The 22,320-nt window shown below is 60.9% G+C and carries 20 protein-coding genes and 1 pseudogene; 7 read left to right on the plus strand and 14 right to left on the minus strand.

The features are described 5' to 3' along the window. Nucleotides 1–9 precede the first annotated feature (9 nt). A complete protein-coding gene (locus BS630_RS14105) occupies nt 10–1,191 on the minus strand; it encodes an acetyl-CoA C-acetyltransferase (RefSeq protein WP_025396413.1) in 1,182 nt (393 codons plus the stop codon). Nucleotides 1,192–1,430: 239 nt separating this feature from the next. Here BS630_RS14105 and phaR point away from each other — a divergent pair, with 239 nt between their 5' ends. Then, the gene (gene phaR, locus BS630_RS14110; RefSeq protein ID WP_017962532.1) at nt 1,431–2,003 is read left to right on the plus strand and encodes a polyhydroxyalkanoate synthesis repressor PhaR; all 573 of its coding nucleotides are present in this window, start codon (nt 1,431–1,433) and stop codon (nt 2,001–2,003) included. Here the strand turns inward: phaR and BS630_RS14115 are convergent. From BS630_RS14115 to mtgA, 5 genes and pseudogenes are all read right to left on the minus strand, one after another. Beyond that, nucleotides 1,998–2,405, minus strand: coding sequence for a hypothetical protein (locus tag BS630_RS14115; protein ID WP_077977937.1), 408 nt, complete (start codon nt 2,403–2,405; stop codon nt 1,998–2,000). The genes phaR and BS630_RS14115 overlap by 6 nt on opposite strands. A gap of 145 nt (nt 2,406–2,550) precedes the next feature. After that, nucleotides 2,551–2,736, minus strand: a complete 186-nt coding sequence (rpmF, locus tag BS630_RS14120) for a 50S ribosomal protein L32 (protein ID WP_003543812.1) — start codon at nt 2,734–2,736, stop codon at nt 2,551–2,553. 155 nt (nt 2,737–2,891) lie between these two features. Then, the gene (locus BS630_RS14125) at nt 2,892–3,539 is read right to left on the minus strand and encodes a glutathione S-transferase family protein (RefSeq protein ID WP_077977938.1); all 648 of its coding nucleotides are present in this window, start codon (nt 3,537–3,539) and stop codon (nt 2,892–2,894) included. A gap of 13 nt (nt 3,540–3,552) precedes the next feature. Next, nucleotides 3,553–3,639 (minus strand): annotated as a pseudogene (locus BS630_RS37955) (DUF1868 domain-containing protein); the annotation flags it as partial. A 92-nt stretch (nt 3,640–3,731) separates the two neighbouring features. Then, nucleotides 3,732–4,469 (minus strand): monofunctional biosynthetic peptidoglycan transglycosylase, encoded by a 738-nt coding sequence (gene mtgA, locus BS630_RS14130; RefSeq protein WP_025396415.1) that lies wholly within the window; start codon nt 4,467–4,469, stop codon nt 3,732–3,734. Nucleotides 4,470–4,604: 135 nt separating this feature from the next. Here mtgA and BS630_RS14135 point away from each other — a divergent pair, with 135 nt between their 5' ends. Beyond that, entirely contained in the window at nt 4,605–5,519 is a 915-nt protein-coding gene (locus BS630_RS14135) for a polyprenyl synthetase family protein (protein ID WP_025396416.1), read from the plus strand. Between the two features lie 9 nt (nt 5,520–5,528). Here BS630_RS14135 and hisC read toward each other — a convergent pair whose 3' ends face one another. The 4 genes from hisC to BS630_RS14155 form a co-directional block, all read right to left on the minus strand. Beyond that, a complete protein-coding gene (gene hisC, locus BS630_RS14140; RefSeq protein ID WP_077977939.1) occupies nt 5,529–6,590 on the minus strand; it encodes a histidinol-phosphate transaminase in 1,062 nt (353 codons plus the stop codon). 16 nt (nt 6,591–6,606) lie between these two features. Next, nucleotides 6,607–7,857 carry a flavodoxin-dependent (E)-4-hydroxy-3-methylbut-2-enyl-diphosphate synthase gene (gene ispG, locus BS630_RS14145; RefSeq protein WP_017962537.1) on the minus strand — a complete coding sequence of 417 codons (1,251 nt, stop codon included), beginning with the start codon at nt 7,855–7,857 and terminating at the stop codon, nt 6,607–6,609. Nucleotides 7,858–7,953: 96 nt separating this feature from the next. Further along, nucleotides 7,954–9,144: an MFS transporter gene (locus BS630_RS14150; protein ID WP_077977940.1), complete on the minus strand. Its 1,191-nt coding sequence runs from the start codon at nt 9,142–9,144 to the stop codon at nt 7,954–7,956. A gap of 63 nt (nt 9,145–9,207) precedes the next feature. Then, the gene (locus BS630_RS14155) at nt 9,208–9,984 is read right to left on the minus strand and encodes a DeoR/GlpR family DNA-binding transcription regulator (RefSeq protein WP_077977941.1); all 777 of its coding nucleotides are present in this window, start codon (nt 9,982–9,984) and stop codon (nt 9,208–9,210) included. Nucleotides 9,985–10,500: 516 nt separating this feature from the next. On the opposite strand from BS630_RS14155, the gene BS630_RS14165 reads away from it, so the two are divergent. The 3 genes from BS630_RS14165 (at nt 10,501) to BS630_RS14175 (ending at nt 12,916) form a co-directional block, all read left to right on the plus strand. Beyond that, complete coding sequence (locus BS630_RS14165) at nt 10,501–11,274, plus strand: amino acid ABC transporter substrate-binding protein (RefSeq protein WP_011653981.1); 774 nt, start codon at nt 10,501–10,503, stop codon at nt 11,272–11,274. Nucleotides 11,275–11,477: 203 nt separating this feature from the next. Further along, nucleotides 11,478–12,158 (plus strand): amino acid ABC transporter permease, encoded by a 681-nt coding sequence (locus tag BS630_RS14170; RefSeq protein ID WP_077977942.1) that lies wholly within the window; start codon nt 11,478–11,480, stop codon nt 12,156–12,158. Next, nucleotides 12,155–12,916: an amino acid ABC transporter ATP-binding protein gene (locus BS630_RS14175; protein ID WP_027668543.1), complete on the plus strand. Its 762-nt coding sequence runs from the start codon at nt 12,155–12,157 to the stop codon at nt 12,914–12,916. Before BS630_RS14170 ends, BS630_RS14175 begins: the two co-directional genes overlap by 4 nt. A gap of 39 nt (nt 12,917–12,955) precedes the next feature. On the opposite strand, the gene BS630_RS14180 is transcribed toward BS630_RS14175, so the two are convergent. From BS630_RS14180 to BS630_RS14190, 3 genes are all read right to left on the minus strand, one after another. Then, nucleotides 12,956–13,528, minus strand: coding sequence for an NADPH-dependent FMN reductase (locus tag BS630_RS14180; protein WP_077977943.1), 573 nt, complete (start codon nt 13,526–13,528; stop codon nt 12,956–12,958). Between the two features lie 189 nt (nt 13,529–13,717). Further along, nucleotides 13,718–17,182: a pyruvate carboxylase gene (gene pyc / locus BS630_RS14185; RefSeq protein ID WP_077977944.1), complete on the minus strand. Its 3,465-nt coding sequence runs from the start codon at nt 17,180–17,182 to the stop codon at nt 13,718–13,720. Between the two features lie 217 nt (nt 17,183–17,399). Continuing rightward, on the minus strand, nt 17,400–18,155 hold the full coding sequence (locus BS630_RS14190; protein ID WP_077977945.1) for a helix-turn-helix transcriptional regulator: 756 nt from the start codon (nt 18,153–18,155) through the stop codon (nt 17,400–17,402). 318 nt (nt 18,156–18,473) lie between these two features. Between BS630_RS14190 and BS630_RS14195 the strand changes: the two genes are divergently transcribed. Both BS630_RS14195 and BS630_RS14200 read left to right on the plus strand, forming a co-directional pair. After that, the gene (locus BS630_RS14195; RefSeq protein ID WP_077978083.1) at nt 18,474–20,237 is read left to right on the plus strand and encodes a glucan ABC transporter ATP-binding protein/ permease; all 1,764 of its coding nucleotides are present in this window, start codon (nt 18,474–18,476) and stop codon (nt 20,235–20,237) included. 404 nt (nt 20,238–20,641) lie between these two features. Further along, nucleotides 20,642–20,995 carry a VOC family protein gene (locus tag BS630_RS14200; RefSeq protein WP_077977950.1) on the plus strand — a complete coding sequence of 118 codons (354 nt, stop codon included), beginning with the start codon at nt 20,642–20,644 and terminating at the stop codon, nt 20,993–20,995. A gap of 49 nt (nt 20,996–21,044) precedes the next feature. On the opposite strand, the gene BS630_RS14205 is transcribed toward BS630_RS14200, so the two are convergent. Beyond that, the gene (locus BS630_RS14205) at nt 21,045–22,283 is read right to left on the minus strand and encodes an OpgC family protein (RefSeq protein ID WP_077977952.1); all 1,239 of its coding nucleotides are present in this window, start codon (nt 22,281–22,283) and stop codon (nt 21,045–21,047) included. Between the last annotated feature and the right edge of the window lie 37 nt (nt 22,284–22,320).

The raw sequence follows: 22,320 nt of genomic DNA on the forward strand, positions 1-22,320 counted from the left end.
GTATGCTATTTAAAGTGCTTCAAAGCACATGGCCACACCCATGCCACCCCCGATGCAAAGCGTGGCGAGACCCTTCTTCGCGCCGCGGCGCTTCATTTCGAACAGCAGCGTGTTGAGAACGCGCGCACCGGAGGCGCCGATCGGATGGCCGATCGCGATCGCTCCGCCATTGACGTTGACGATCGACGGATCCCACCCGAGATCCTTGGTGACGGCGCAGGCTTGCGCCGCGAAGGCCTCGTTGGCTTCGACGAGATCGAGATCGTTGACCGACCAGCCGGCCTTCTCGAGCGCCTTGCGCGAAGCCGGGATCGGTCCGGTGCCCATGATCTGCGGATCGACACCCGCCGTTGCCCAGGAAACGATGCGGGCGAGCGGCTGGATGCCGCGCCGGACTGCCTCGGCTTCGCTCATCAGCACGGCTGCCGCGGCACCGTCGTTGAGGCCGGACGCGTTCGCAGCCGTGACCGTGCCGTCCTTGTCGAAGGCCGGGCGCAGCTTCCCCATCGCCTCTATCGTCGCGCCGTGACGGATATATTCGTCGGTATCGACCGTAACGTCGCCCTTACGTGTCTTGATGACGTAGGGGATGATCTCGTCGGTAAAGCGGCCGGCCTTCTGCGCCGCCTCCGCCTTGTTCTGAGAGCTGACCGCGAACTGATCCTGGTCGTCGCGCGAAAGCTGCCACTGGCGCGCAATATTCTCGGCGGTGATGCCCATGTGGTAGCCATGGAAGGCGTCGGTCAAGCCGTCCTTGATCATCGTGTCGATCATCTTCATGTCGCCCATCTTGACGCCGCCGCGTAAGTGCGCGGCATGCGGGGCCATCGACATGGATTCCTGGCCGCCGGCAACGATGATCTTGGCATCGCCGGTGGCGATCTGCTGCATGCCGAGCGCAACGGCGCGCAGGCCCGAGCCGCAGAGCTGGTTGACGCCCCAAGCCGTCGCTTCCTGCGGAATGCCGGCCTTCATCGCCGCCTGCCGAGCCGGGTTCTGGCCCTCGCCGGCGGCAAGCACCTGGCCGAGGATCACCTCATCCACCTCGCCGGCATCGACGCCGGCGCGCTCGAGCGCGCCCTTGATGACGGCCGCCCCGAGCTCATGCGCGAGAACCGTCGCGAAAGCGCCGTTGAAGGCGCCGACTGCTGTTCGCCCTGCGCTGGCGATGACGATGGATGGATTGCTCATGGGGACGCTCCTCGTTTTCGTCTCACTTACATAGGTGGAAACTGGCAAAGCTTGGAGCACAAGTCAAACGCGAAGACCGGCTGCGGCCATTTTTCGGCAGCAGCCCGCCGGAGCCCGATTCATCTGCTCCGTGAAAGGTTTGCCGCATCGCACAAAGAGATTGTCACCGGGCTTCTTTTGCGTTTACAGTCTCAAATGGAGGAATATCCATAAATCAGACGGGGGTTCAGGAGACTGATATGGCGAAGCATGAGGGTCAGATCGTTATCAAGAAATACGCCAATCGACGCCTATACAACACGGGCACCAGCACCTACGTGACGCTGGAAGACCTGGCGGAGATGGTGAAGAAGGGCGAAGAATTTACCGTCCAGGATGCAAAAAGCGGAGATGACATCACCCATTCGGTGCTGACCCAGATCATCTTCGAACAGGAATCGAAGACCGGCAACACGTTGCTCCCGATCTCCTTCCTGCGCCAGCTCATCACCTATTATGGCGACCAGATGCAGATGGTCGTGCCGAGCTTTCTCGAACATTCGATGCGCTCCTTTACCGAACAGCAGGCTCAGATGCGCGAGCAGGTGAACCGCGCCTTCGGCGAAACGCCGCTCGGCAAGAACCTGCAGTTGCCGATGCAGATGGTCGAGGACCATGTTCGCCGCAACACCGAGCTGTTTCAGCAGGCGATGCAGATGTTCTCGCCCTTCATGACGCCGCCCGCCAAGGAAAGCCGCAAGGCCGAGGCCAAGGATATCGACGAGCTGAAGGAACAGCTCCGCGCCCTTCAGAACAAGCTCGACAACCTATAATCCGATCGAGACATCCCGCCCGGCGCTCCGGATCGACACGGCAAAACCGCCGATGACATCGATCAGAGCGATCGTCATCAAAATGAAGAAGACCTGCGTCGCAGCATCCCGGACGAGCAGAAACTCGACTAGGAAGGCGATGAACACCAGCATCGACAGCATGTGGTTGACGAGATTGCCGGGACCGGTTCTGGTGGCTTTGAGGATTTCGAAGAACAGCACGACAAGTGCGATGACGATGAAAAGATCGCCGAGCGCCATGCTCCAGATCGCGCCCGAGATCATCGACAGCACGATGATATCATGTTGCAGTGCCGGAATGCCGCCATCGCCCATCAGGCCCAGCATCGCAAGATTGTAAAGAATAAACGGGATAATCATTAGGGGCATGGCGGTTATCATCGGCAATCTCCCAGCGCATCATGGAAGAATACTGCCGCAAACCCTTGCCCCACCGCAAGTCATTGCAAATATTATATTGTCGAAATGCAAAAGGCCGGCATGACGCCGGCCTTGAAACTTCGATCGGACAAGCCGGATCGGGAAATTATGCGCTTTCCTTCGGCGTCAGAACCTGGCGGCCGCGATACATACCGGTCTTCAGGTCGATATGATGCGGGCGGCGCAGTTCGCCGGAGTTCTTGTCTTCGACATAGGTCGGAGCCTTCAGGGCGTCTGCCGAACGGCGCATACCGCGCTTGGACGGGCTTGTTTTTCTCTTCGGTACAGCCATTTCTCTTACTCCACTTGCGGGCAAAACATTCCCACGGCCACACCGGCGGCCGAAACGGACATGTCGCGATTTCGGAATTTGGCGCGCTTATACATGCAAGGGGTGACCTTGACCAGTCCCCATGCGTATTTTTTGCAAAGCCGATGATTCCAGGCTCAGACTTCGTCTTCCGGCACGATCCAAGGCTCGGCGCGGGCCGCCTCTTCCCATTTCCGCCAGGCCGGATGCGCCTTCATGGTCACCATATAGGCCAGCGTATCGTTTCGGCTGACGAGGTCATAAATGTCGAACCGGTTGACGACAGGCGCAAACATCGCATCCGCCCCGCTGAACGCGCCAAACAGAAACGGTCCGCCGGATTGCTGCAGGAGGTCGCGCCAGATCGTCTCGATGCGGCTGATATCGGCGTCGACACCATCCGGCAACGCGATCCTGCCCTTCGGCCGGCGAATATTCATCGGGCAGGCACTGCGCAGCGCCCGGAAGCTCGACAGCATTTCCATCGAAACCGAACGGGCGAGCGCCCGCTCGGCGCGATCCCTCGGCAGAAGGCCGGCGTCCGGATAAAGCTCGGCGACATATTCGATGATCGCCAGCGATTCCCAGATCTTCAATGCGCCGTGCTGCAGCAACGGCACACGCCCGGTGGGTGAGATGGCCTTGATGTTGGGATTGCCACCCGCATAGTCGAAGGGGATGAGGACTTCCTCGAAATCGACACCGGCGCCCGTCAGCGCCATCCACGGCCGGAACGACCAGGAGGAAAAATTCTTGTTGGCGATGTAGAGCGTCGGTCTGTCCATGGGCCTCTCCCGTTCAGGCTTCGAAATCGAAGATCAGCAATTCGTGAAGATGGTTCATGTCCTTGAGCACGCAGAATACCGGCGGGGCAAGCTCGAAAACAGGGCGCCTCGATGACGCTTGCCGCTTCTCATGATGCCGAAAACTGTGAACGGTTTTCGGGCATCATCATGCTCCAATGACAAGTTCTGGTCTCAATCGTAGATGCACTTGATGTAATCGCCCGCACCTTGCGCACGTCTCTCGATCAAGCCGGCGAGCCGGCGAAGGCCTCGTCCGGGCTTGCCGGCATTGCGGTCGATCGGGTTCGGCAGCGAGACGGCAAGCAGCGATGCCTGGCGCCGCGTCAGCTTCGAGGCCGGCACCTTGAAATGATGCTGGGCCGCCGCCTCGATGCCGTAGATGCCGGGACCCCATTCGGCGATATTGAGATAGATTTCCATCAGCCGCCGTTTCGACAGGACGAAATCCGTGGCAACCGCGAGCGGAAGTTCCAGCGCCTTGCGCACGAAGGAGCGGCTGTTCCAGAGGAAGAGGTTTTTCGCCGTCTGCATCGGGATCGTGCTGCCGCCGCGCGTCGCCTGACCTTTCAGCGTATCCTCGACCAGCATGCGCATTTCCGCCCAGTCGACGCCGCCGTGAAAGCAATATTGCCCGTCCTCCGACATCATCACCGACTGCACCACGACCGGGGCGATCTTATCAAGCGACACCCATTGCCTGTCGTAACCACGCAGCAGCACGAGATCGCGCAGCATCAGTGTCGAGACGGGGTGAATGAAGGGCAGCAGATAGAAAAAGATCAGCGCATAGGGAAGGATCAGCACGATCAGCACGGCAAGAACAATGCGTTTCAACATACGCCTGTCTTCGAACCATCGCCGACGAGCCGGCATGTCGACGCTGTCCTCTCTCTCCGGCGCTATATCCAATGTCCCCAGTCCGATTTCGCTCCTGTGGTTCTCATAACGCCTGTGTGGAGCTTATGCCAGAGTGCGCGGCGAATCTTGCTGTCGCCATCGACAATTCCGTTGCAAGCCCGGGGGCGCTCATGCCAAACAGCGCCCATGGACGCGAACCCGGACACTTTCGAGACGAGGCTGAAGAACAACGCCCGCGACATCGAGGCGCTGCTCGACGCATTGCTGTCGCCGAGTGCCCTTTCCGATGAAATCGCCAGGCCCGAGACGCTGCGCGATGCCATGCACTATGCCGTGCTGAACGGCGGCAAGCGGCTGCGCCCGTTTCTGGTCGTCGAAAGTGCCGCCCTTCTCGGCGGCGACGCCGAGGCGGCCCTTCGTGTTGGCGCAGCCCTCGAATGCGTCCACTGCTATTCCCTCGTGCATGACGACCTGCCGGCCATGGACGATGACGACCTACGCCGGGGCAAGCCGACAGTACACATCAAGTTCGACGAAGCGACGGCGATCCTCGCCGGCGACAGCCTGCTGACCTATGCCTTCGACATCATCGCCGCGCCGGAAACGGCCCTTGCCGATACGAGCAAGGCGTCGCTGGTGCTGGCCCTTGCCCGCGCAGCCGGTCTCGGCGGCATGGCCGGCGGCCAGGCGCTTGATCTCGCGGCGGAAAAGCAGGCGCCCGACGAGGTCGGCATCATCCGCCTGCAAGCGATGAAAACAGGCGCGCTGATCCGCTTCGCCTGCGAAGCCGGCGCCGTCATCTCGGCAAGCCCGCCGGACGATCGCCGCCGCCTGCGCGCCTTCGGCGAAAAGATCGGTCTTGCTTTCCAGCTTGCCGACGACATTCTCGACCAGACTTCGGATGCAGCGACCATGGGCAAGGCGACCGGCAAGGATGCGGCTCGCGGCAAGGGAACACTCGTCGCCCTGCGCGGCATGGAATGGGCCGAGACCCAGCTCCGTGAGCACGTCCGCGATGCCGAGGCGCTGCTTGCCCCTTACGGCGCCCGTGCCTCGACCCTCATTGCTGCAGCGCATTTCATCGCCGACCGGAAGAGCTGAAGCGGCAGGTCAGGCCGCCAGTATCTCCTTGAGAGCGGATACCAGACGGGCACACTCCTCATCCGTGCCGATGCTGATCCGCAGGAAGTCCGAAATACGCGGCTTGGCAAAATGCCGGACGAGAATGCCGCGCTCCCGCAGAGCGGCTTGAAATGCTGCGCCCGAACGGCTTTGGTGCCTTGCGAAAACGAAATTCGCCTGGGACGGCAGAACCTCAAGATCCAGCGCTTCGAGTTCCCTAACAAGGCTTTCGCGGCTGGCGATGATGTTCCTCCGGCCTGTCTCGAACCACGCCTCGTCCTTGATCGCCGCCGTCGCGGCAAGCTGCGCCAGACGATCAAGTGGATAGGAATTGAAGCTGTCCTTGACCCGCTCCAGCGCCTCGATCAGCGGCCGCTGCCCCAGCGCGAAGCCGATGCGCAGACCGGCAAGCGAACGGGACTTCGACAGGGTCTGGATCACCAGCAGGTTGGAATGCATGGATATCAGCGGGATGGCGCTCTCGCCGCCGAAATCGATATAGGCCTCGTCTATGACGACGACCGCATCCGGATGGGCGGTAAGAAGTGCCTCGATGCCGGTGAGCGGCAGGCCGATGCCGGTCGGCGCATTCGGATTGGGGATGATGATCGCGCCACAGGGCCTGTCGTAATCGGCCAGGCGGATCCGGAACCCATCGTCAACAGGCACTTCGATCGCTTCGACGCCGTATAGCAGGCTATAGGTCGAATAGAAGGCGTAGGTCACATCGGGATAGAGAAGCGGCCGCTCATGTTTCAGCAGCGCCTGGAACGCATGCGCAAGAACCTCGTCGGAGCCATTGCCGACGAATACTTCCTCCGCCGTCAGGCCGAAACGAACCGCGATCGTCTCGCGCAATTCCGTGGCAGTGGGATCGGGATAGAGCCGTAGACGATCGTCCGCCGCCTCCCGGATTGCCTCGATCGCCCTAGGAGACGGCCCGTAAGGATTTTCGTTGGTATTGAGCTTGACCATGTTCGCGGTACGGGGCTGCTCGCCCGCGACATAGGGCCGAAGCTTGCTGACGATTGGCGACCAGTACTGGCTCATCCGAAGATGCGGGCGGTCATTCCGCCGCCGTCCGCTGGCCGAAACGCTTCTCGATATAGTCGACGACAAGCGCCTCGAAATCGGCGGCAATATTGGGACCGCGCAGCGTCAACGCCTTTCGGCCGTCGATGAAGACGGGGGCGGCCGGCGTTTCACCAGTGCCCGGAAGCGAAATGCCGATATCGGCATGTTTGCTTTCGCCCGGCCCGTTGACGATGCAGCCCATGACGGCGACGTTCAGCGCCTCGACGCCGGGATATTTTTCACGCCATACCGGCATGTTTTTGCGGATGTCGTTCTGGATATTTTGGGCAAGTTCCTGGAACACGGTCGACGTCGTGCGTCCGCAGCCCGGACAGGCAGCAACCACGGGTATGAACTGCCGGAAGCCCATGACCTGCAGGATTTCCTGCGCCACCTGCACTTCGCGCGTGCGGTCGCCGTTCGGCTCGGGCGTCAGCGACACGCGGATCGTATCGCCGATGCCGTGCTGCAGCACGAAGCCCATCGCCGCCGACGAGGCGACGATGCCCTTGGTGCCCATGCCGGCTTCGGTCAGGCCGAGATGCAGCGCATGATTGGAGCGTTCGGCGAGCATGGAATTGACGGCGATCAGGTCCTGAACCTGGCTGACTTTGGCCGACAGGATGATGCGGTTGCGCGGCAGGCCGATCTCTTCGGCAAGGGCTGCCGACAGCAGCGCCGACTGCACGATCGCCTCGCGCGTCACCTGCCGGGCCGAAAGCGGCGACCCAGCCTCGGCGTTCCGATCCATCAGCGCCGTCAGCAGATCCTGATCGAGCGAGCCCCAATTGACGCCGATGCGCACCGGCTTGTCATAGCGGATCGCCATCTCGATGATCTCGGCGAACTGCTTGTCCTTCTTGTCCTTGAAGCCGACATTGCCGGGGTTGATGCGGTATTTCGCCAGCGCTTCGGCACAATCCGGATGATCGGCGAGCAGCTTATGGCCGATATAATGGAAGTCGCCGATCAAGGGCACGTCCATGCCGAGGCGCAGAAGCCGCTCGCGGATCTTCGGCACGGCGGCCGCACTCTCGTCGCGGTCGACGGTAATGCGCACCAGCTCCGAACCCGCCCGGTGGAGAGCGGCGACCTGCGCGACGGTGGAATCGATATCGGCCGTATCGGTGTTCGTCATGGATTGCACGACGACCGGCGCCCCGCCGCCGACGATGACACCGCCGACATCGACGGCAACGGAAGCGCGGCGCGGTTTCGGATCAAAATCGGCAGCTGAAGACATGGAGAGTTCTTGCACCCCTAAAAACAGTGCTTTTCAGGTGGATCAAGGCCGGCTGCTTGTCAACCGCCCCTGATATCACTTTTGTTGGGAGGCGGCTCAGTGATCGCCTCCGGAGGTCTCATCGGCATAATGGGCCAGGTTGGACAGCAGCAGAACGACGAGCAGCAGCACTGGCAGCGCCATGAAAACGACGGCAAAACCGATATGCTCGGCGACGAAGCCGATCAACGATGGCGCAACCAGCATGCCGGAATAGCCCATGGTGGTGACCACTGAGATGGCGATGCCGGGCTTGAGGCCGGGAATATTGCCCGCCGCCGAGAAGGCGATCGGCACCATGTTGGAAATGCCGATACCGCAAAAGGCAAAACCCAGGATGGCAAGCTCGGCATTGGGCGCCAGGCCTGCAAGCAGCATGCCGACGATGGCAAACAGCGTGCAGATTCGCAGCGTCTTGACGCCGCCCAGACGGTCGCGCACCAGGTCGCCGGCAAAGCGCATGATTGCCATGGTCGCCGAAAAGGCTGCGAAACCAAGGCCGGAAAGCGCGACGGACGCATCCATTTCCTGCCGAAGATAGAGCGCGCCCCAGTCGAGAACAGCACCTTCCGGCACCATGCTGAACAGCGCCATCAATCCGAGCAGCCACGGCAACGGCACCATCGGCAGCTTCGTCTTTTCCTTCTTGGTGTCGGGATGTGGCGGATCCGCAAGGATCATCGGCCAGGCGACGGCAAGGAAGATTGCCGCCAGTACCGTCGCCAGTTGCGCATGGCCGAGAATGCCGAGCTTGGAGATCACGATGCCGCCGAGAGCTGAGCCGATCAGTCCGCCAAGGCTCCAGAAAGCATGGCAGGACGACATGATGGCGCGGCGCATGGACTTCTCGACCGACACTGCATTGGCATTCATCGCCACATCCATTGCGCCGATGAAGCCGCCGAACAGGAAGAGCGTGATTGCCCCAGTGAGCACGTTTGGCGCCAGCGTCAATGCCAGCAGCAACGGCAGCAGACAGACGGCCAGGACTTGAACCACGACACGCGAGCCATGTTTGGCGATCTGCGCACCGGCGATCGGCATCATAACCAGCGAGCCGACGCCGAAGACCAGGATCATCAGCCCAAGCTCGAACTTGGTCAGCGCCAGACGCTCGGCAAAATCCGGAATCTTCGGCGCCCAGCAGCCGACGACAAAACCGTTCATGAGAAAGAGCAGGGAAACCGCCGCCCTGCTTCTGGTAATGAAGCCGCTCCGGGCTCCCGACGTACTCACATGACTATCCATTTCCGGTCTTCCTCATTGCCGGGCTTTCACCCGCCCGGTCTCCCTAAACTTTATGACGTCGCCTCAGTTCGTTTTCTCGGCGAGAACAGTTCTGCATCCGCGCTCGCGGTAACGGGCGAGAATGGCCGGATCGGCATCGTGCTCGACGACCAGGCATTCGCAATGGGCAACCGGCAGGATGCTATGGGGGGCCGCGGTGCCGAATTTTTCCGAGGTTGCAGCCACCAATACTTTTCTGCTCCTGGACGCCGCAAAGCGCTTGAACTCTGCATCCTCGAAGCCGAACACCGTGATGCCGGCCTCGAGATCGACACCGCAGGCGCCAAGAATGCAGAGATCGGGCGAAATCTGCTCCATATCCCGCAAGGCCTTGGCGCCGAGGGAACCGCCCGTCTGCCGGTCGACCATCCCGCCGATCAGAATGACGTTGACGGCAGGCTTGTCGATCAGCGCTGCGGCAATCGCCGGCGCATTCGTCGCAGCCGTCAGTGCAAGCTCGGCCGGTAATGCGTTGGCAATCGCCAGATTGGTGCTGCCGGCATCGAAAAACACGGTCGACCCGGCGGCAATCTGCTTTGCCGCAGCGCGCGCCAGCGCCTGTTTCCGGTCAGCGGCAAAGCCGATGCGTTGGGTCATGCTTCCGTGCGCCGGCGAGACCGGCAATGCACCACCATAAACCCGCTCGCAGAGCCCTGCCGCCGCCATTTCGCGCAGATCCCGCCGCACCGTGTCCTCGGAGACACCGAATTCGAGCGCCAGCTCCGTCGCCAGCACGCGGCCATTCAGCCGCAGCCTCTCGGAAATCACGCCTTGGCGTTCTCGCAACAGAAAATCCTGCATGTTCCTACCGGATCGGGATCTTATAAACAGGAAACGTGCATAACCGCTTATGACCATGCAGGCAATATGCACGGTCACACGTTTTCTGACGTTTCGAAACAAAGCTCCATCGCCAGAGCCAAATATGCCCTGTTGACCGATCCGAGAGCCGGGAACATCGATTAGACACTCCCGATTCCCGCCGGCATATCCGCCACCTGGTGCGTTCTCCCCGTGAAAAGCTCCGTCAGCCTGGGCATCCTGCTCACGACCCTCGCCTATATGGCGTTCACCTTCCATGACGCGATCATCAAGGTCCTGGCTTCAACCATTCCAGTCTGGCAGACCTGTCTTTCCGTAGTCTGACGATCCTCGTCGGTTGTCTCGCCTATGGGCGCGGCAAGCTCGTCCAAACGGACGCTTGAGAAAAATATTTGCAGTTGCTGCTTTTATTCGCAGTTTTCTACGCTTCCGGCGCCCTAGTTTTCTGCAAAGTATCCTCACCCGATGACAACCTCCCAAGGATGGATAGAAACAATGAACTGGTTGAAAACCGTCGCTGCCGCTGCCCTCATTCAGGCTGCGGCCTTGCTGCCTGCCCATGCCGGTGAAAACCTCGCCGCCATCAAATCGGCCGGCGTCTTCAAGATCGGCACCGAAGGCACCTATGCGCCCTTCACCTATCATGACGAAAGCGGCAAGCTTGTCGGCTTCGATGTCGAGATCGGCGAAGCGATCGCCGCCAAGCTCGGCGTCAAGGCCGAGTTCGTCGAAGGCAAGTGGGATGGCCTGATCGCCGGCCTCGATGCCAAACGCTACGATACCGTCATCAACCAGGTCGGCATCACCGAAACCCGCAAGCAGAAATACGATTTCTCCGAGCCCTATATCGCCTCCAAGGCCGTGCTGATCGCCCGCGACGGCGACGACAGCATCAAGTCCTTCGCCGATCTGAAGGGCAAGAAGGCCGCCCAGTCGCTGACCAGCAACTTCGGCAAGCTCGCAACCGAAGCCGGTGCCGAACTCGTCGGCACCGACGGTTTCGATCAATCGATCCAGTTGGTATTGACCAAGCGCGCCGACGCCACGATCAACGACAGCCTCTCCTTCCTCGATTTCAAGAAACACAAGCCGGATGCGCCGGTGAAGATCGTCGCCGAGCAGGAAAATGCCGATTATTCCGGCATCATCATCCGCAAGAACGAGCCGGAGCTTCTCGCCGAAATCAACAAGGCGCTTGCCGACATCAAGGCCGACGGCACCTACAAGAAGATCGCCGACAAATATTTCGGCCAGGACGTTTCCAAGTAAACTCCACTCAGGAAAAAGTCCCCTCCCCACAAGGGGGAGAGGCTTAGCCGGCGGATCGCTTCATCTCCAAATAATCGTTTCGGCCTGCCGCTCGGTCGCTATTTCTTGCGAGGCGGCACCTGGATAAGTCCCTCCCCCTTGTGGGGAGGGGTTGGGGAGGGGTATTTCGAGTATCACGACCCAACCGATGAGAGGGAACGCCCTTGCCGCACTGGCTCCAACTGATGGCGGAATCGCTACCCTCCCTCCTCTGGGCGGGGTTGATCTTCACCATACCACTGACCCTGCTATCCTTCGCCTTCGGCCTGACGCTCGGGCTCGCCACCGCGATCGCCCGGCTCTTCGGGCCGATGCCGCTGTCGGCCGTCGCGCGCTTCTATGTCTGGGTCATTCGCGGCACGCCGTTGCTCGTGCAGCTCTTCGTGATCTTCTACGGCCTGCCGAGCCTCGGCATCTTGCTCGATGCCTTTCCGGCCGCCCTCATCGGCTTCACGCTGAATATCGGCGCCTATAGCTCCGAGATTATCCGCGCCGTCATTTCCTCGGTACCGAAGGGCCAGTGGGAAGCCGCCTATTCGATCGGCATGAGCTGGCGCCAGGCGATGAGCCGCACCATCCTGCCGCAGGCCGCCCGTGTCGCCGTGCCACCTTTGTCGAACACCTTCATCTCGCTGGTCAAAGACACCTCGCTTGCCGCCGCCATCACCGTGCCCGAGCTGTTCCAGGCCGCACAGCGCATCGTCGCCACCACCTATGAGCCGTTGATCCTCTATATCGAGGCAGCGTTGATTTATCTCGTCCTGAGCTCCGTCCTCTCGCAGCTGCAGGTGCGGCTGGAACGCCGCTTCGCGCGTTATGGCGGCATGCTGGAGGCAAATGCATGATCGAGCTTTCCAACATCGAAAAGCGTTTCGGCGACGCCGTCATCCTCAAGGATATCAGCATCCGCATCCCCGAAGGCAGCGTCACCGCGCTGGTTGGGCCTTCGGGCGGCGGCAAGAGCACGCTGCTGCGCTGCATCAACCTGCTCGAAATTCCGACCGCCGGCTCCATCCGCCTCGGAGAGGAAACGCTGGCCTTTGCACCGGGCAAACGAACGAGCTGGCCGGCGATCCAGAAGATCCGCCGCCAGACCGGCATGGTCTTCCAGAACTTTCAGCTCTTTCCGCATCAGACCGCGATCGAGAATGTCATGGAAGGCCTGGTGACGGTGCTGAGATGGCCGAGGCCAAAAGCTCGCGAGCGTGCGATGGAATTGCTGACCAAGGTCGGCATGACCCACAAGGCCGATGCCTGGCCTTCGACATTATCGGGCGGCCAGCAGCAGCGCGTCGCGATCGCCCGCGCGCTGGCGCCCTCGCCGCGCGTGCTTCTATGCGACGAGCCGACATCCGCCCTCGATCCCGAGCTTTCGGCCGAAGTGGTCGATGTGCTGGGCAAACTTGCCAGCGAAGGCACGACGATGGTGATGGCGACCCACGATCTCCGGCTCGCCTCGAAGATCGCCAATGACGTGGTTTTCCTGGAAGCCGGCAGCGTGGTGGAAACGGGCAGCGCCAGAGCAATCTTCAGCGCGCCGGAGCGCGAACGCACCAAACGTTTCATCTCGACGATCAACGCCGCCCATACTTACGATATTTGAGTGCCGGGATGCGAACATCCCGGCTGGCCGGAACTCCAATCAGGAGGCCGTGACGACGGCGCGCGCCGCCTTCAACGCATTGCCCCACCAGGTGAGCTGGTCGAGTTGGTTCTTCGCCGCTTCGTTGAGATGCGCGTAATCGCTGAGGCTCTTGCCTTCCTTGAGAACGCCGAGATATTCGCCAAGCGCGATATGCACGCCGGTTTTCACCGAAGCCGCCCCCATCTCCACGAAGATCAGCCGGAGATGCTCGACCGCACGTGCGCCGCCGACGCCGCCGTAACCGACGAAGCTGACCGGCTTGTGGATGAACTCGCCGAGGTCGATGGCGTTCTTCAGAACCGCCGTCGGAGCGTGATTGTACTCGGCGACGGTGAAAATGAAGCCGTCGAATTCACGCAGCTTCTTTTTCCAGCGCTCTGCCGTCTCGCTTTCAGCGGTCGTCGCGCGCTGCTCACCGAAAAAATGCATGGGGTAGTCGAGCAGGTCGAGAACCTCGACCTCGATGTCCTGCCGTTCGCCGGCGATAGCGGCAATCCACTTGGCCGGATGCTCGGCAAAACGGCCAATACGCGTGCTGCCGACGATGACGGCAATCTTCAACTTGCTCATGGATATCATTTCCTGATGGGTTTTGGGGGCGGATAATGGGAGCGCAACTTTATGAGAAAGCCTCCGCGCCGAGCAAGGCACGAAGGCTTCGAAAAATCAGCTTTTTGACAGGCCGATCGTACACAATCGAGTGAATGGAGCCCGCTCGCAAACTCGGCTGATGCACGCCTTGCGGAGGATGGCAGCGCTTCAGCCTGCGTAGACGACGAGCAGATCCTTGGCATCGATCTGATCGCCGGCCCGCACCAGCACTTCGGAAATCGTCCCATCCTTTTCCGCATGCAGCGCCGTTTCCATCTTCATCGCCTCGATCGAGACGAGCACGTCACCGGCATTGACGGCCTGGCCGGGCGAGACGAAGACACGGCTGATGACACCCGGCATCGGCGCGCCGACATGAACGGCATTGCCCGGCTCCGCCTTGCGGCGGACGGCGGCACCCGCCGCTCCATGGGCCCGGTCCGGCACCTTGATGCGGCGCGGCTGGCCGTTGAGCTCGAAGAAGATGGTCACCATGCCCTGGCTGTCGGTCGCGCTCATCGCCTGGTTGACGATGACGAGCGTCTTGCCGCGCTCGATATCGGCAAACAGCTCCTCGCCGTCCTTGAGACCGTAGAAATAGGCGGGTGTCGGCAGCACCGAGACCGGTCCGTAGGTATCGGAGGCGAGCGCGAAGTCGGTGAAGACCTTCGGATACATCAGGTAGGAAGCGAATTCGAAGTCGCTGACCTCGCGCTCGAGCTTCGTCTCGATGACTTTACGCTCCGCATCGAGATCAGCCTCCTTGAGCAGCGAGCCGGGGCGCACGGTATAGGACTTGTCGCCCTTCAGCGCCTTCTTCTGAAGCGCTTCGGGCCATCCTGACGGCGGCTGGCCGAGATCGCCCTTCAGCATCGAGACCACCGATTCCGGGAAGGAGACTTCCTTGTCGGGGCTGACGACGTCGGCAACCGTCAGGTCCTGAGACACCATCATCAGCGCCATGTCGCCGACGACCTTGGAAGACGGCGTCACCTTGACGATATCGCCGAACATCTGGTTGGCGTCGGCATAGGCCTGCGCCACCTGATGCCAGCGGGTCTCGAGCCCGAGCGAGCGGGCCTGTTCCTTGAGGTTGGTGAACTGGCCGCCCGGCATTTCGTGCAGATAGACTTCGGATGCCGGGCCCCTCAGATCGCTTTCGAAGGCGGCATACTGGTTCCGCGCCGCTTCCCAATAGAAGGAGATGCGGCGGATCCATTCCGGATCGAGGCCCGGATCACGCTCCGTGCCGCGCAGCGCCTCGACGATCGAGCCGAGACAGGGCTGCGAGGTATTGCCGGACAGCGCATCCATGGCGGCATCGACGGCATCGACGCCAGCATCGACGGCAGCAAGAACGGTCGCGGCCGCAATACCCGATGTATCATGCGTGTGGAAATGGATCGGCAGGCTGGTCGCCTCGCGCAGCGCCTTGAACAGAACCTTCGCAGCCGCGGGCTTGAGAAGACCCGCCATATCCTTGAGCGCGATGATATGCGCCCCCGCCTTCTCGAGCTCGACCGCAAGGTCGGTGTAGTATTTCAGATCGTATTTCGGGCGGGCCGAGTTCAGGATATCGCCGGTATAGCAGATCGCCGCCTCGCAGAGCTTGTTCTCCTCGGCAATGGCATCCATCGAGACGCGCATGTTCTCGACCCAGTTCAGGCAGTCGAAGACGCGGAAGAGATCGATGCCGCCCCTGGCCGCCTGGCGGACGAAATATTTGACGACATTATCGGGATAATTGGTGTAGCCGACGCCGTTGGCGCCGCGCAGCAGCATCTGCAGCAGAAGGTTCGGCGCGCCCTCGCGGATCAGCGCCAGGCGCTCCCACGGATCCTCGGTCAGAAAGCGCATGGAGACGTCGAAGGTCGCGCCGCCCCAGCATTCGAGCGACAAAAGGTTCGGCAGCGCATGCGCATAGGTGTCGGCAATGCGGGCGATGTCATAGGTGCGCATGCGGGTGGCAAGCAGCGACTGGTGGCCGTCACGCATCGTCGTGTCGGTCAAAAGCACACGCTTTTCGTTGCGCATCCATTCGCCGAATTTCTTCGGGCCGAGCGTGTCGAGGAGTTGCTTCGTACCATCCTTGACCGCATTGCCGTTGGCGTAGGGAACCACCGGCTCGGCAGCGTTATCAAGCGGCATCGGCCTGTCCTTGGCCTCGGGATGGCCATTAACGGTGACGTCGGCGAGATAGGTCAGCAGCTTCGTGGCGCGATCCTGGCGCTTCACCTGCTGGAATAGCTCCGGCGTCGTGTCGATGAAGCGCGTCGTGTAACTGTTGTCCCGGAACTTGGGATGGCCGATGATCGCTTCGAGGAAGGTCAGGTTGGTTGCCACGCCGCGAATGCGGAATTCGCGCAGCGCCCGGTCCATGCGGGCGATCGCTTCGGACGGATTGGGAGCCCATGCCGTGACCTTGACGAGAAGCGGATCATAAAAGCGGGTGATGATCGCACCCGAATAGGAGGTGCCGCCATCGAGGCGGATACCGAAACCGGACGCCGAGCGATAGGCGGTGATGCGGCCGTAATCCGGAATGAAATTATGCTCCGGATCTTCCGTGGTGATGCGGCACTGCAGCGCATGACCATTGAGACGGATATCCTCCTGGCGCGGCACGCCTGATTCCAGCGTGCCGATCGCAAAGCCGTCGAGGATGTGGATCTGCGCCTTGACGATATCAATGCCGGTAACGACTTCGGTCACCGTATGCTCGACCTGAATGCGCGGATTGACCTCGATGAAGTAGAATTTACCGGTATCGGCATCCATCAGATATTCGACGGTGCCGGCACCGATATAATTGGTCGCGGCCGCGATCTTCAGCGAATAGGCGGCGAGTTCCTGGCGCTGCGCCTCCGAGAGATAGGGCGCCGGGGCGCGCTCGACGACCTTCTGGTTGCGGCGCTGGATCGAGCAGTCACGCTCGAAGAGATGCACGACATTGCCGTGCGTATCGCCGAGCACCTGGCTTTCGACGTGGCGGGCGCGCTCGACGAGCTTTTCCAGATAGACCTCGTCCTTGCCGAAGGCCGCCATCGCCTCGCGCTTGGCTTCCGTCACCTCGCGGGCGAGATCCTTTGGATCGCGGATCGCGCGCATGCCGCGCCCGCCGCCGCCCCAGGAGGCCTTCAGCATGACGGGATAGCCGATCCCCTCCGCCATCTTCGCCACTTCGGCCATGTCCTCCGGCAACGGCCCGGTGGCCGGCACCACGGGAACACCGACCGAGATCGCCAGATTGCGCGCTGCGACCTTGTTGCCGAGCTGGCGCATCGTATCGGCCTCCGGGCCGATGAAGATGATACCGGCCTTGTTGCAGGCATCGACGAATTCGGGGCTTTCCGACAGCAGGCCATAGCCGGGATGGATGGCATCGGCGCCGGAGAGTTTAGCAACGCGGATCACCTCCTCGATCGACAGATAGCTCTCGATCGGGCCCATGTCCTTGGAAAGATGCGGACCGCGGCCGACCTGGTAGCTCTCGTCCGCCTTGAAGCGGTGCAGCGCCAGCTTGTCCTCTTCCGCCCAGATCGCCACGGTTTTTATTCCAAGCTCGTTGGCCGCGCGGAACACGCGAATGGCAATTTCGGAGCGATTGGCAACGAGAATCTTGGAAATGGGCAAAACGGTCTCCTCAGACGTTCAGACGCGGGAATGCTGCACCCGCGAAGGAAATTCTTAACTTCTTGTCACAGAAAGTTCAATTTATCTTGCGACTGCGAAATGCAATTTTTCGACATGCTGAAGCAATTCCAGGAAAAGTGCGAAAGCGGCTTCCGTCCGGACTTGCGTAAAAAGTAAAAAGCAGAGCGGTTTCGCTTCAATGAGAAGCGGAATTGCTCTAACTTATCAGGCCATGACGGAAGGCAAGCGCTACCGCCTGCTGCCTGTTTTTCGCCTTCAGCTTGTCCTGCAAGCCGTTCATATACCAGTCGACGGTGTGGTTTGAGATCTTCAGCATCTTGCTGATCTCCATCGAAGTCATGCCTTCGGCCAGATAATGCAGGATTTCCATCTCGCGCCGCGTCAGCGGCGTGTCGGCCGGCAGCACGGTCTCCAGTGCCTGCGCCTCACCTTTCAGATCGAGCAACCGCCAGAAGGCCTTGCGCGCCACCGCCTCCAGCAATGCGATTTCCACCGGCGACAGCTCGATCGGCTTGCCGGCGAGGCTAAGGCTGGCGAGAATGCCGTTGCGTCCGTGGATGGGAAAGATGTAGCCATCCTCCAGTCCATGACCGAAGGCATCGACCATCATCTGCTCCATGCGGCGCTGATGTGCGTCCTTGTGGAAGGCCGCCATCGCCTCCCGCCAGCGGAAGGGCCGCTGCGCATGAGCGAGATAGCGCACCATCGGATCAATCAGCGCATATTTTTTTGCGGCATATATCTGCGGCCATTGCTCCGGCCAGCGGCCGGCAAGCGCCGCAGCCCAGGGCTCCGGATTCTGCTGCACCGGGCTCTGCGGGACATGGCGCAGCAGACCGTAATATTCGAAGCCGCAACCGCGGAGGATCTGCTGCATTTCGGTGATGACAGCTTCAGGGTTTGAACATTCTTCCAGAATTACAAGCAATTGAATTAACGAATTAATTTTCACAAAAATGCCCCTTGCCCGGACCTGATGCCCGCATGAGGCCGTCGGCGGCTGGTCAAACTGGTCGCGAAACGGTCTTCAATAAATGCAGTCTGTAATTTAATGCTGCGCTAAACATTTAATAAAATGCAAGCGCAAATTGTCGCGAGATATAGCCGAACGGCTATTTCTGTGCCATGGCCATCTCGTTGGGTCCTGCAATAATACAATCGTATCAATCGTCACATCGGTCGAACGCTGAACACTCCGTTAATCGCCCGTTCAGGTAGCCTTTTGTAGCATCGCATCATCCCGTTTTCGCAGATGCACAAGAGGTTCGACGTGACGCTATTCAAGGTCTATGCAAGAGCTCTGCGCTATCTTGGCGCCTACAAGCTGCGCGTATCCCTGGTCGTTGTCGCAAACATTGTTCTTGCGACGATCACTATCGCGGAGCCGATCCTGTTCGGTCGTATCATCGATGCGATTTCGGGCAAGGGTGAGGTCAAGCCCATCCTCTTCATGTGGGCGACTTTCGCCGTCTTCAACACCATCGCCTTCGTTCTGGTGGCGCGCGAGGCCGACCGGCTGGCCCATGGCCGGCGGGCGACGCTGTTGACGGAAGCCTTCGGCCGCATCATTTCCATGCCGCTTGGCTGGCACCATCAGCGCGGCACCTCCAACGCGCTGCACACATTGCTGCGCGCCTGCGAGACGCTGTTCGGCCTCTGGCTGGAATTCATGCGCAACCACCTGTCGACGGTCATCGCGCTTGCTCTTCTGATACCGACCGCAATGTCGATGGACCTGCGCCTTTCCGCCGTGCTCATGGTGCTCGCCATCGCCTACTGGCTGATCGGCCGCGTCGTCATGAGCCGCACCAAGGACGGCCAGGCTTCGGTCGAGAACCATTATCATACCGTCTTCTCGCATGTCAGCGACTCGATCAGCAACGTTTCGGTCCTGCACAGCTATAACCGCATCGAGGCCGAAACCAGGGCGCTGAAATCCTTTGCCGACCGTCTGCTCGAAGCTCAGTATCCGGTGCTCGACTGGTGGGCGATCGCCAGCGCACTGAACCGCATGGCGTCGACCATCGCGATGATGGTGGTCCTGATCATCGGCACCATGCTCGTCCAGGCCGGCCAGCTGCGCGTCGGCGACGTCATCGCCTTCATCGGCTTTGCCAACCTGCTGATCGGCCGTCTCGACCTGATGCGCCAGTTCGCTACGCAGATTTTCGAGGCCCGTTCCAAACTCGAGGAATTCTATACGCTTGAAGACTCGGTGCGTGAACGTGAAGAGCCTGCCGGCAACGGAGAAATCAAGGACGTCAAGGGTGCGATCGAATTCCGCGACGTCTCCTTCGGCTTCGGCAACAGCTCACAGGGCCTGCACAATGTCTCCTTCTCGGTGAAGGCAGGCCAGACGGTCGCGATCGTCGGCCCGACCGGCGCCGGCAAGACGACGCTCGTCAACCTGCTGCAGCGTGTCTACGACGCCCAGGGCGGCAAGATCCTCGTCGATGGCACCGATATCACCAAGGTGACCCGCAAGTCGCTGCGTCGCCACATCGCCACCGTCTTCCAGGATGCGGGCCTGCTGAACCGTTCGATCAGCGACAATATCCGCCTTGGCCGCGAGGGCGCCAGCGAAGAGGAAATGCGCCGTGCGGCCGAAGCCGCCGCCGCTGCCGATTTCATCGAGACCCGTGAGGATCGCTACGATACGCATGTCGGTGAACGCGGCAACAAGCTCTCCGGCGGCGAGCGCCAGCGCATCGCGATCGCCCGCGCCATCCTCAAGGACGCGCCGATCCTGGTGCTCGACGAGGCGACCTCGGCGCTCGACGTCGAAACCGAAGCCCGCGTCAAGGCCGCGATCGACAATCTGCGTGAGAATCGCACCACCTTCATCATCGCCCACCGCCTGTCGACGGTCCGCGAAGCCGATATGGTGCTCTTCCTGGATGACGGCCGCGTCGTCGAACAGGGCAGCTTCGACGAACTCAGCCACAGCAACGGCCGCTTCGCCGCCCTGCTGCGCGCCAGCGGCATCCTGACGGACGAAGAGGTCCGCAAGGCCCATACCACCGAAGCCGCCTGATCGGTTTGGGTTCAAGATAAGGCCGGAAGGGTAACTCCTTCCGGCCTTTTTTGTTTGCTCCGATAGCGTCGTGCTGTGTGATACGCTCTTTGGTCTTTCTTGGGCTCTGCCAAAATACTTAGTCATGCCGTGCCGCACCCCCTCTGCCCTGCCGGGCATCTCCCCCACAGGTGGGGAGATCGGCTGGGCGCACTGGCCTCCCCCAACAATGAGCGTCCAGGACGGCGAAACGATAGATGGCGGGAAGGTCAAGCCACTTGTGATCTCCCCACCTGTGGGGGAGATGCCCGGCAGGGCAGAGGGGGGGCACACGGTACAGCCTTTCCGATCTAGGCCAGACTAATTGATCACACCGCCGATCCTCCCTATCATCCTCCCGCCGCCGAGCATCCAGGGAGAACCGCATGAAGGTCCTGCGCATCGTCGCCAACATCCAGGCACCGGATATCAACCCGGCCCGGCGCTTCTATCAGGATATCCTCGGTCTTGACGTCATCATGGATCACGGCTGGATCACGACATTCGGCGCCGCGCGCTCGATGAACGTTCAGCTGAGCATTGCCAACGAAGGCGGCTCCGGAACGCCGGTGCCCGACCTCTCGATCGAGGTCGACGACCTCGATGCTGCTTTCGCGGCGATGTCGGCCTCAGGCTTCCCGATCGAGTACGGCCCGGCCGACGAGCCTTGGGGCGTCAGGCGCTTTTATGTGCGCGATCCCTTCGGCAAGTTGGTGAACATCCTCGTACATAAAAATTGAGCCGGCGGCCATCGGCCACCGGCTCCTTCATGTTGGGAAAGTCCAAGCCCTATTTTCGATCGTTCTGGCGATAGGCATTCGCCGTCCCGCCAATGCGGACGGGAACGGGAATCGTGGCGGTATCGGCCACAAGTTTCCCCTTGACCTTGCCCTGCTGGCGTTTGCGCTCGAGATAATAGGCATAGGCAAATTGTATCGCGATCCCTGCAATCACGACGAGCGGACCGGCCAGCTGATCCTTGTTGGTGATGTAGAGCACCACCTGGCCGATCATGGCGAGGATCGTGCCGGCGACGAAGATGTTCAGCGAATGGCGGCCGAGGATCGTCAGCGGATGGTCCGCAGGACGGCGCAGGATGCGTGACAGCGCCGGGATGCTGATGACGAGATAGGTCAGTGCCAGCACATGCAGCAGCCGCGGCAGTGACAGGAAGGTCTTGTCGAAACCGGTGATAACAGTCGGCAGGCCGAGGGCCGCCAGCGAATTGCCCCAGATCCAGAGATGGCCGGTGACCCAGATGAAGGACAACATGACGTAACCGGCAGCGGCCGCAAGTAGCAGCGGATGGCGCGGGATCGTGCCGCCGCGCTTGATATGCAGCATCGAGACGATGCCGATCGAAAACAGGAACTGCCAGGAAAGCGGATTGAGGAACCAGTAGTCTTCAATCAGCATGTTGTGCGGCGCCACCTGGTAGATGCCCGCAAGCAGCCAGACCGCAGCCGAGACGCCGAGCGCCAGCCACGGGCTGCGCGCATTCAACAGCAGGATGATCGGCACCATCAGCATCAGCGCGCCGTACATCGGCAGGATATTGTTGTATCCGATCTGGTGGCCGAGCAGGAGCAGCGCCGGAATGCCTTCCTTCAGGTTCATCAGAACCGCCAGGATATTGATTTCAACCAGCAATCCCGGCCGATGGAACAGCCAGGCACCGCAGATGAAGAGCGCCAGCGTCATGAAGGTGGTGATCATATGGGCGAGATAGAGCGTGAAGGCGCGCTTTACCGCCTTGATCGCCACTGTGAGCCGGCTGCCCGGCTGGAAGCGGGACCCGTAGGCAAGGCCGACGGCAATACCCGAGATCAGCACGAAGGCTTCGGCGGCATCGGAGAAACCAAAATTCTTCGTCGTGACATATTCGAAGATCTGTCCGGGAACATGATTGATGAAGATCATGATCAGGGCCACGCCGCGCAAGACGTCGAGCCTGGTGTCACGCACCGGCGCAGCTGCGGATAGGGAATTGCGCCCGGCGACGATGGCTTCGGTCGGCGTGCTTGCCATGGGTTTCTCCTTATTATCCGATTTGCAAACGCGACGA

It is taken from the genome of Rhizobium laguerreae, assembly GCF_002008165.1.
Classification (GTDB): domain Bacteria; phylum Pseudomonadota; class Alphaproteobacteria; order Rhizobiales; family Rhizobiaceae; genus Rhizobium; species Rhizobium laguerreae.

What these genes read in the sequence shown, in the direction of transcription:
- BS630_RS14105 (WP_025396413.1), bottom strand. Translation starts at nt 1,191, where the DNA reads ATGAGCAATCCATCCATCGTCATCGCCAGCGCAGGGCGAACAGCAGTC.
- phaR (WP_017962532.1), top strand. Translation starts at nt 1,431, where the DNA reads ATGGCGAAGCATGAGGGTCAGATCGTTATCAAGAAATACGCCAATCGA.
- BS630_RS14115 (WP_077977937.1), bottom strand. Translation starts at nt 2,405, where the DNA reads ATGATAACCGCCATGCCCCTAATGATTATCCCGTTTATTCTTTACAAT.
- rpmF (WP_003543812.1), bottom strand. Translation starts at nt 2,736, where the DNA reads ATGGCTGTACCGAAGAGAAAAACAAGCCCGTCCAAGCGCGGTATGCGC.
- BS630_RS14125 (WP_077977938.1), bottom strand. Translation starts at nt 3,539, where the DNA reads ATGGACAGACCGACGCTCTACATCGCCAACAAGAATTTTTCCTCCTGG.
- BS630_RS14135 (WP_025396416.1), top strand. Translation starts at nt 4,605, where the DNA reads ATGGACGCGAACCCGGACACTTTCGAGACGAGGCTGAAGAACAACGCC.
- hisC (WP_077977939.1), bottom strand. Translation starts at nt 6,590, where the DNA reads ATGAGCCAGTACTGGTCGCCAATCGTCAGCAAGCTTCGGCCCTATGTC.
- ispG (WP_017962537.1), bottom strand. Translation starts at nt 7,857, where the DNA reads ATGTCTTCAGCTGCCGATTTTGATCCGAAACCGCGCCGCGCTTCCGTT.
- BS630_RS14150 (WP_077977940.1), bottom strand. Translation starts at nt 9,144, where the DNA reads ATGGATAGTCATGTGAGTACGTCGGGAGCCCGGAGCGGCTTCATTACC.
- BS630_RS14155 (WP_077977941.1), bottom strand. Translation starts at nt 9,984, where the DNA reads ATGCAGGATTTTCTGTTGCGAGAACGCCAAGGCGTGATTTCCGAGAGG.
- BS630_RS14165 (WP_011653981.1), top strand. Translation starts at nt 10,501, where the DNA reads ATGAACTGGTTGAAAACCGTCGCTGCCGCTGCCCTCATTCAGGCTGCG.
- BS630_RS14175 (WP_027668543.1), top strand. Translation starts at nt 12,155, where the DNA reads ATGATCGAGCTTTCCAACATCGAAAAGCGTTTCGGCGACGCCGTCATC.
- BS630_RS14180 (WP_077977943.1), bottom strand. Translation starts at nt 13,528, where the DNA reads ATGAGCAAGTTGAAGATTGCCGTCATCGTCGGCAGCACGCGTATTGGC.
- BS630_RS14200 (WP_077977950.1), top strand. Translation starts at nt 20,642, where the DNA reads ATGAAGGTCCTGCGCATCGTCGCCAACATCCAGGCACCGGATATCAAC.
- BS630_RS14205 (WP_077977952.1), bottom strand. Translation starts at nt 22,283, where the DNA reads ATGGCAAGCACGCCGACCGAAGCCATCGTCGCCGGGCGCAATTCCCTA.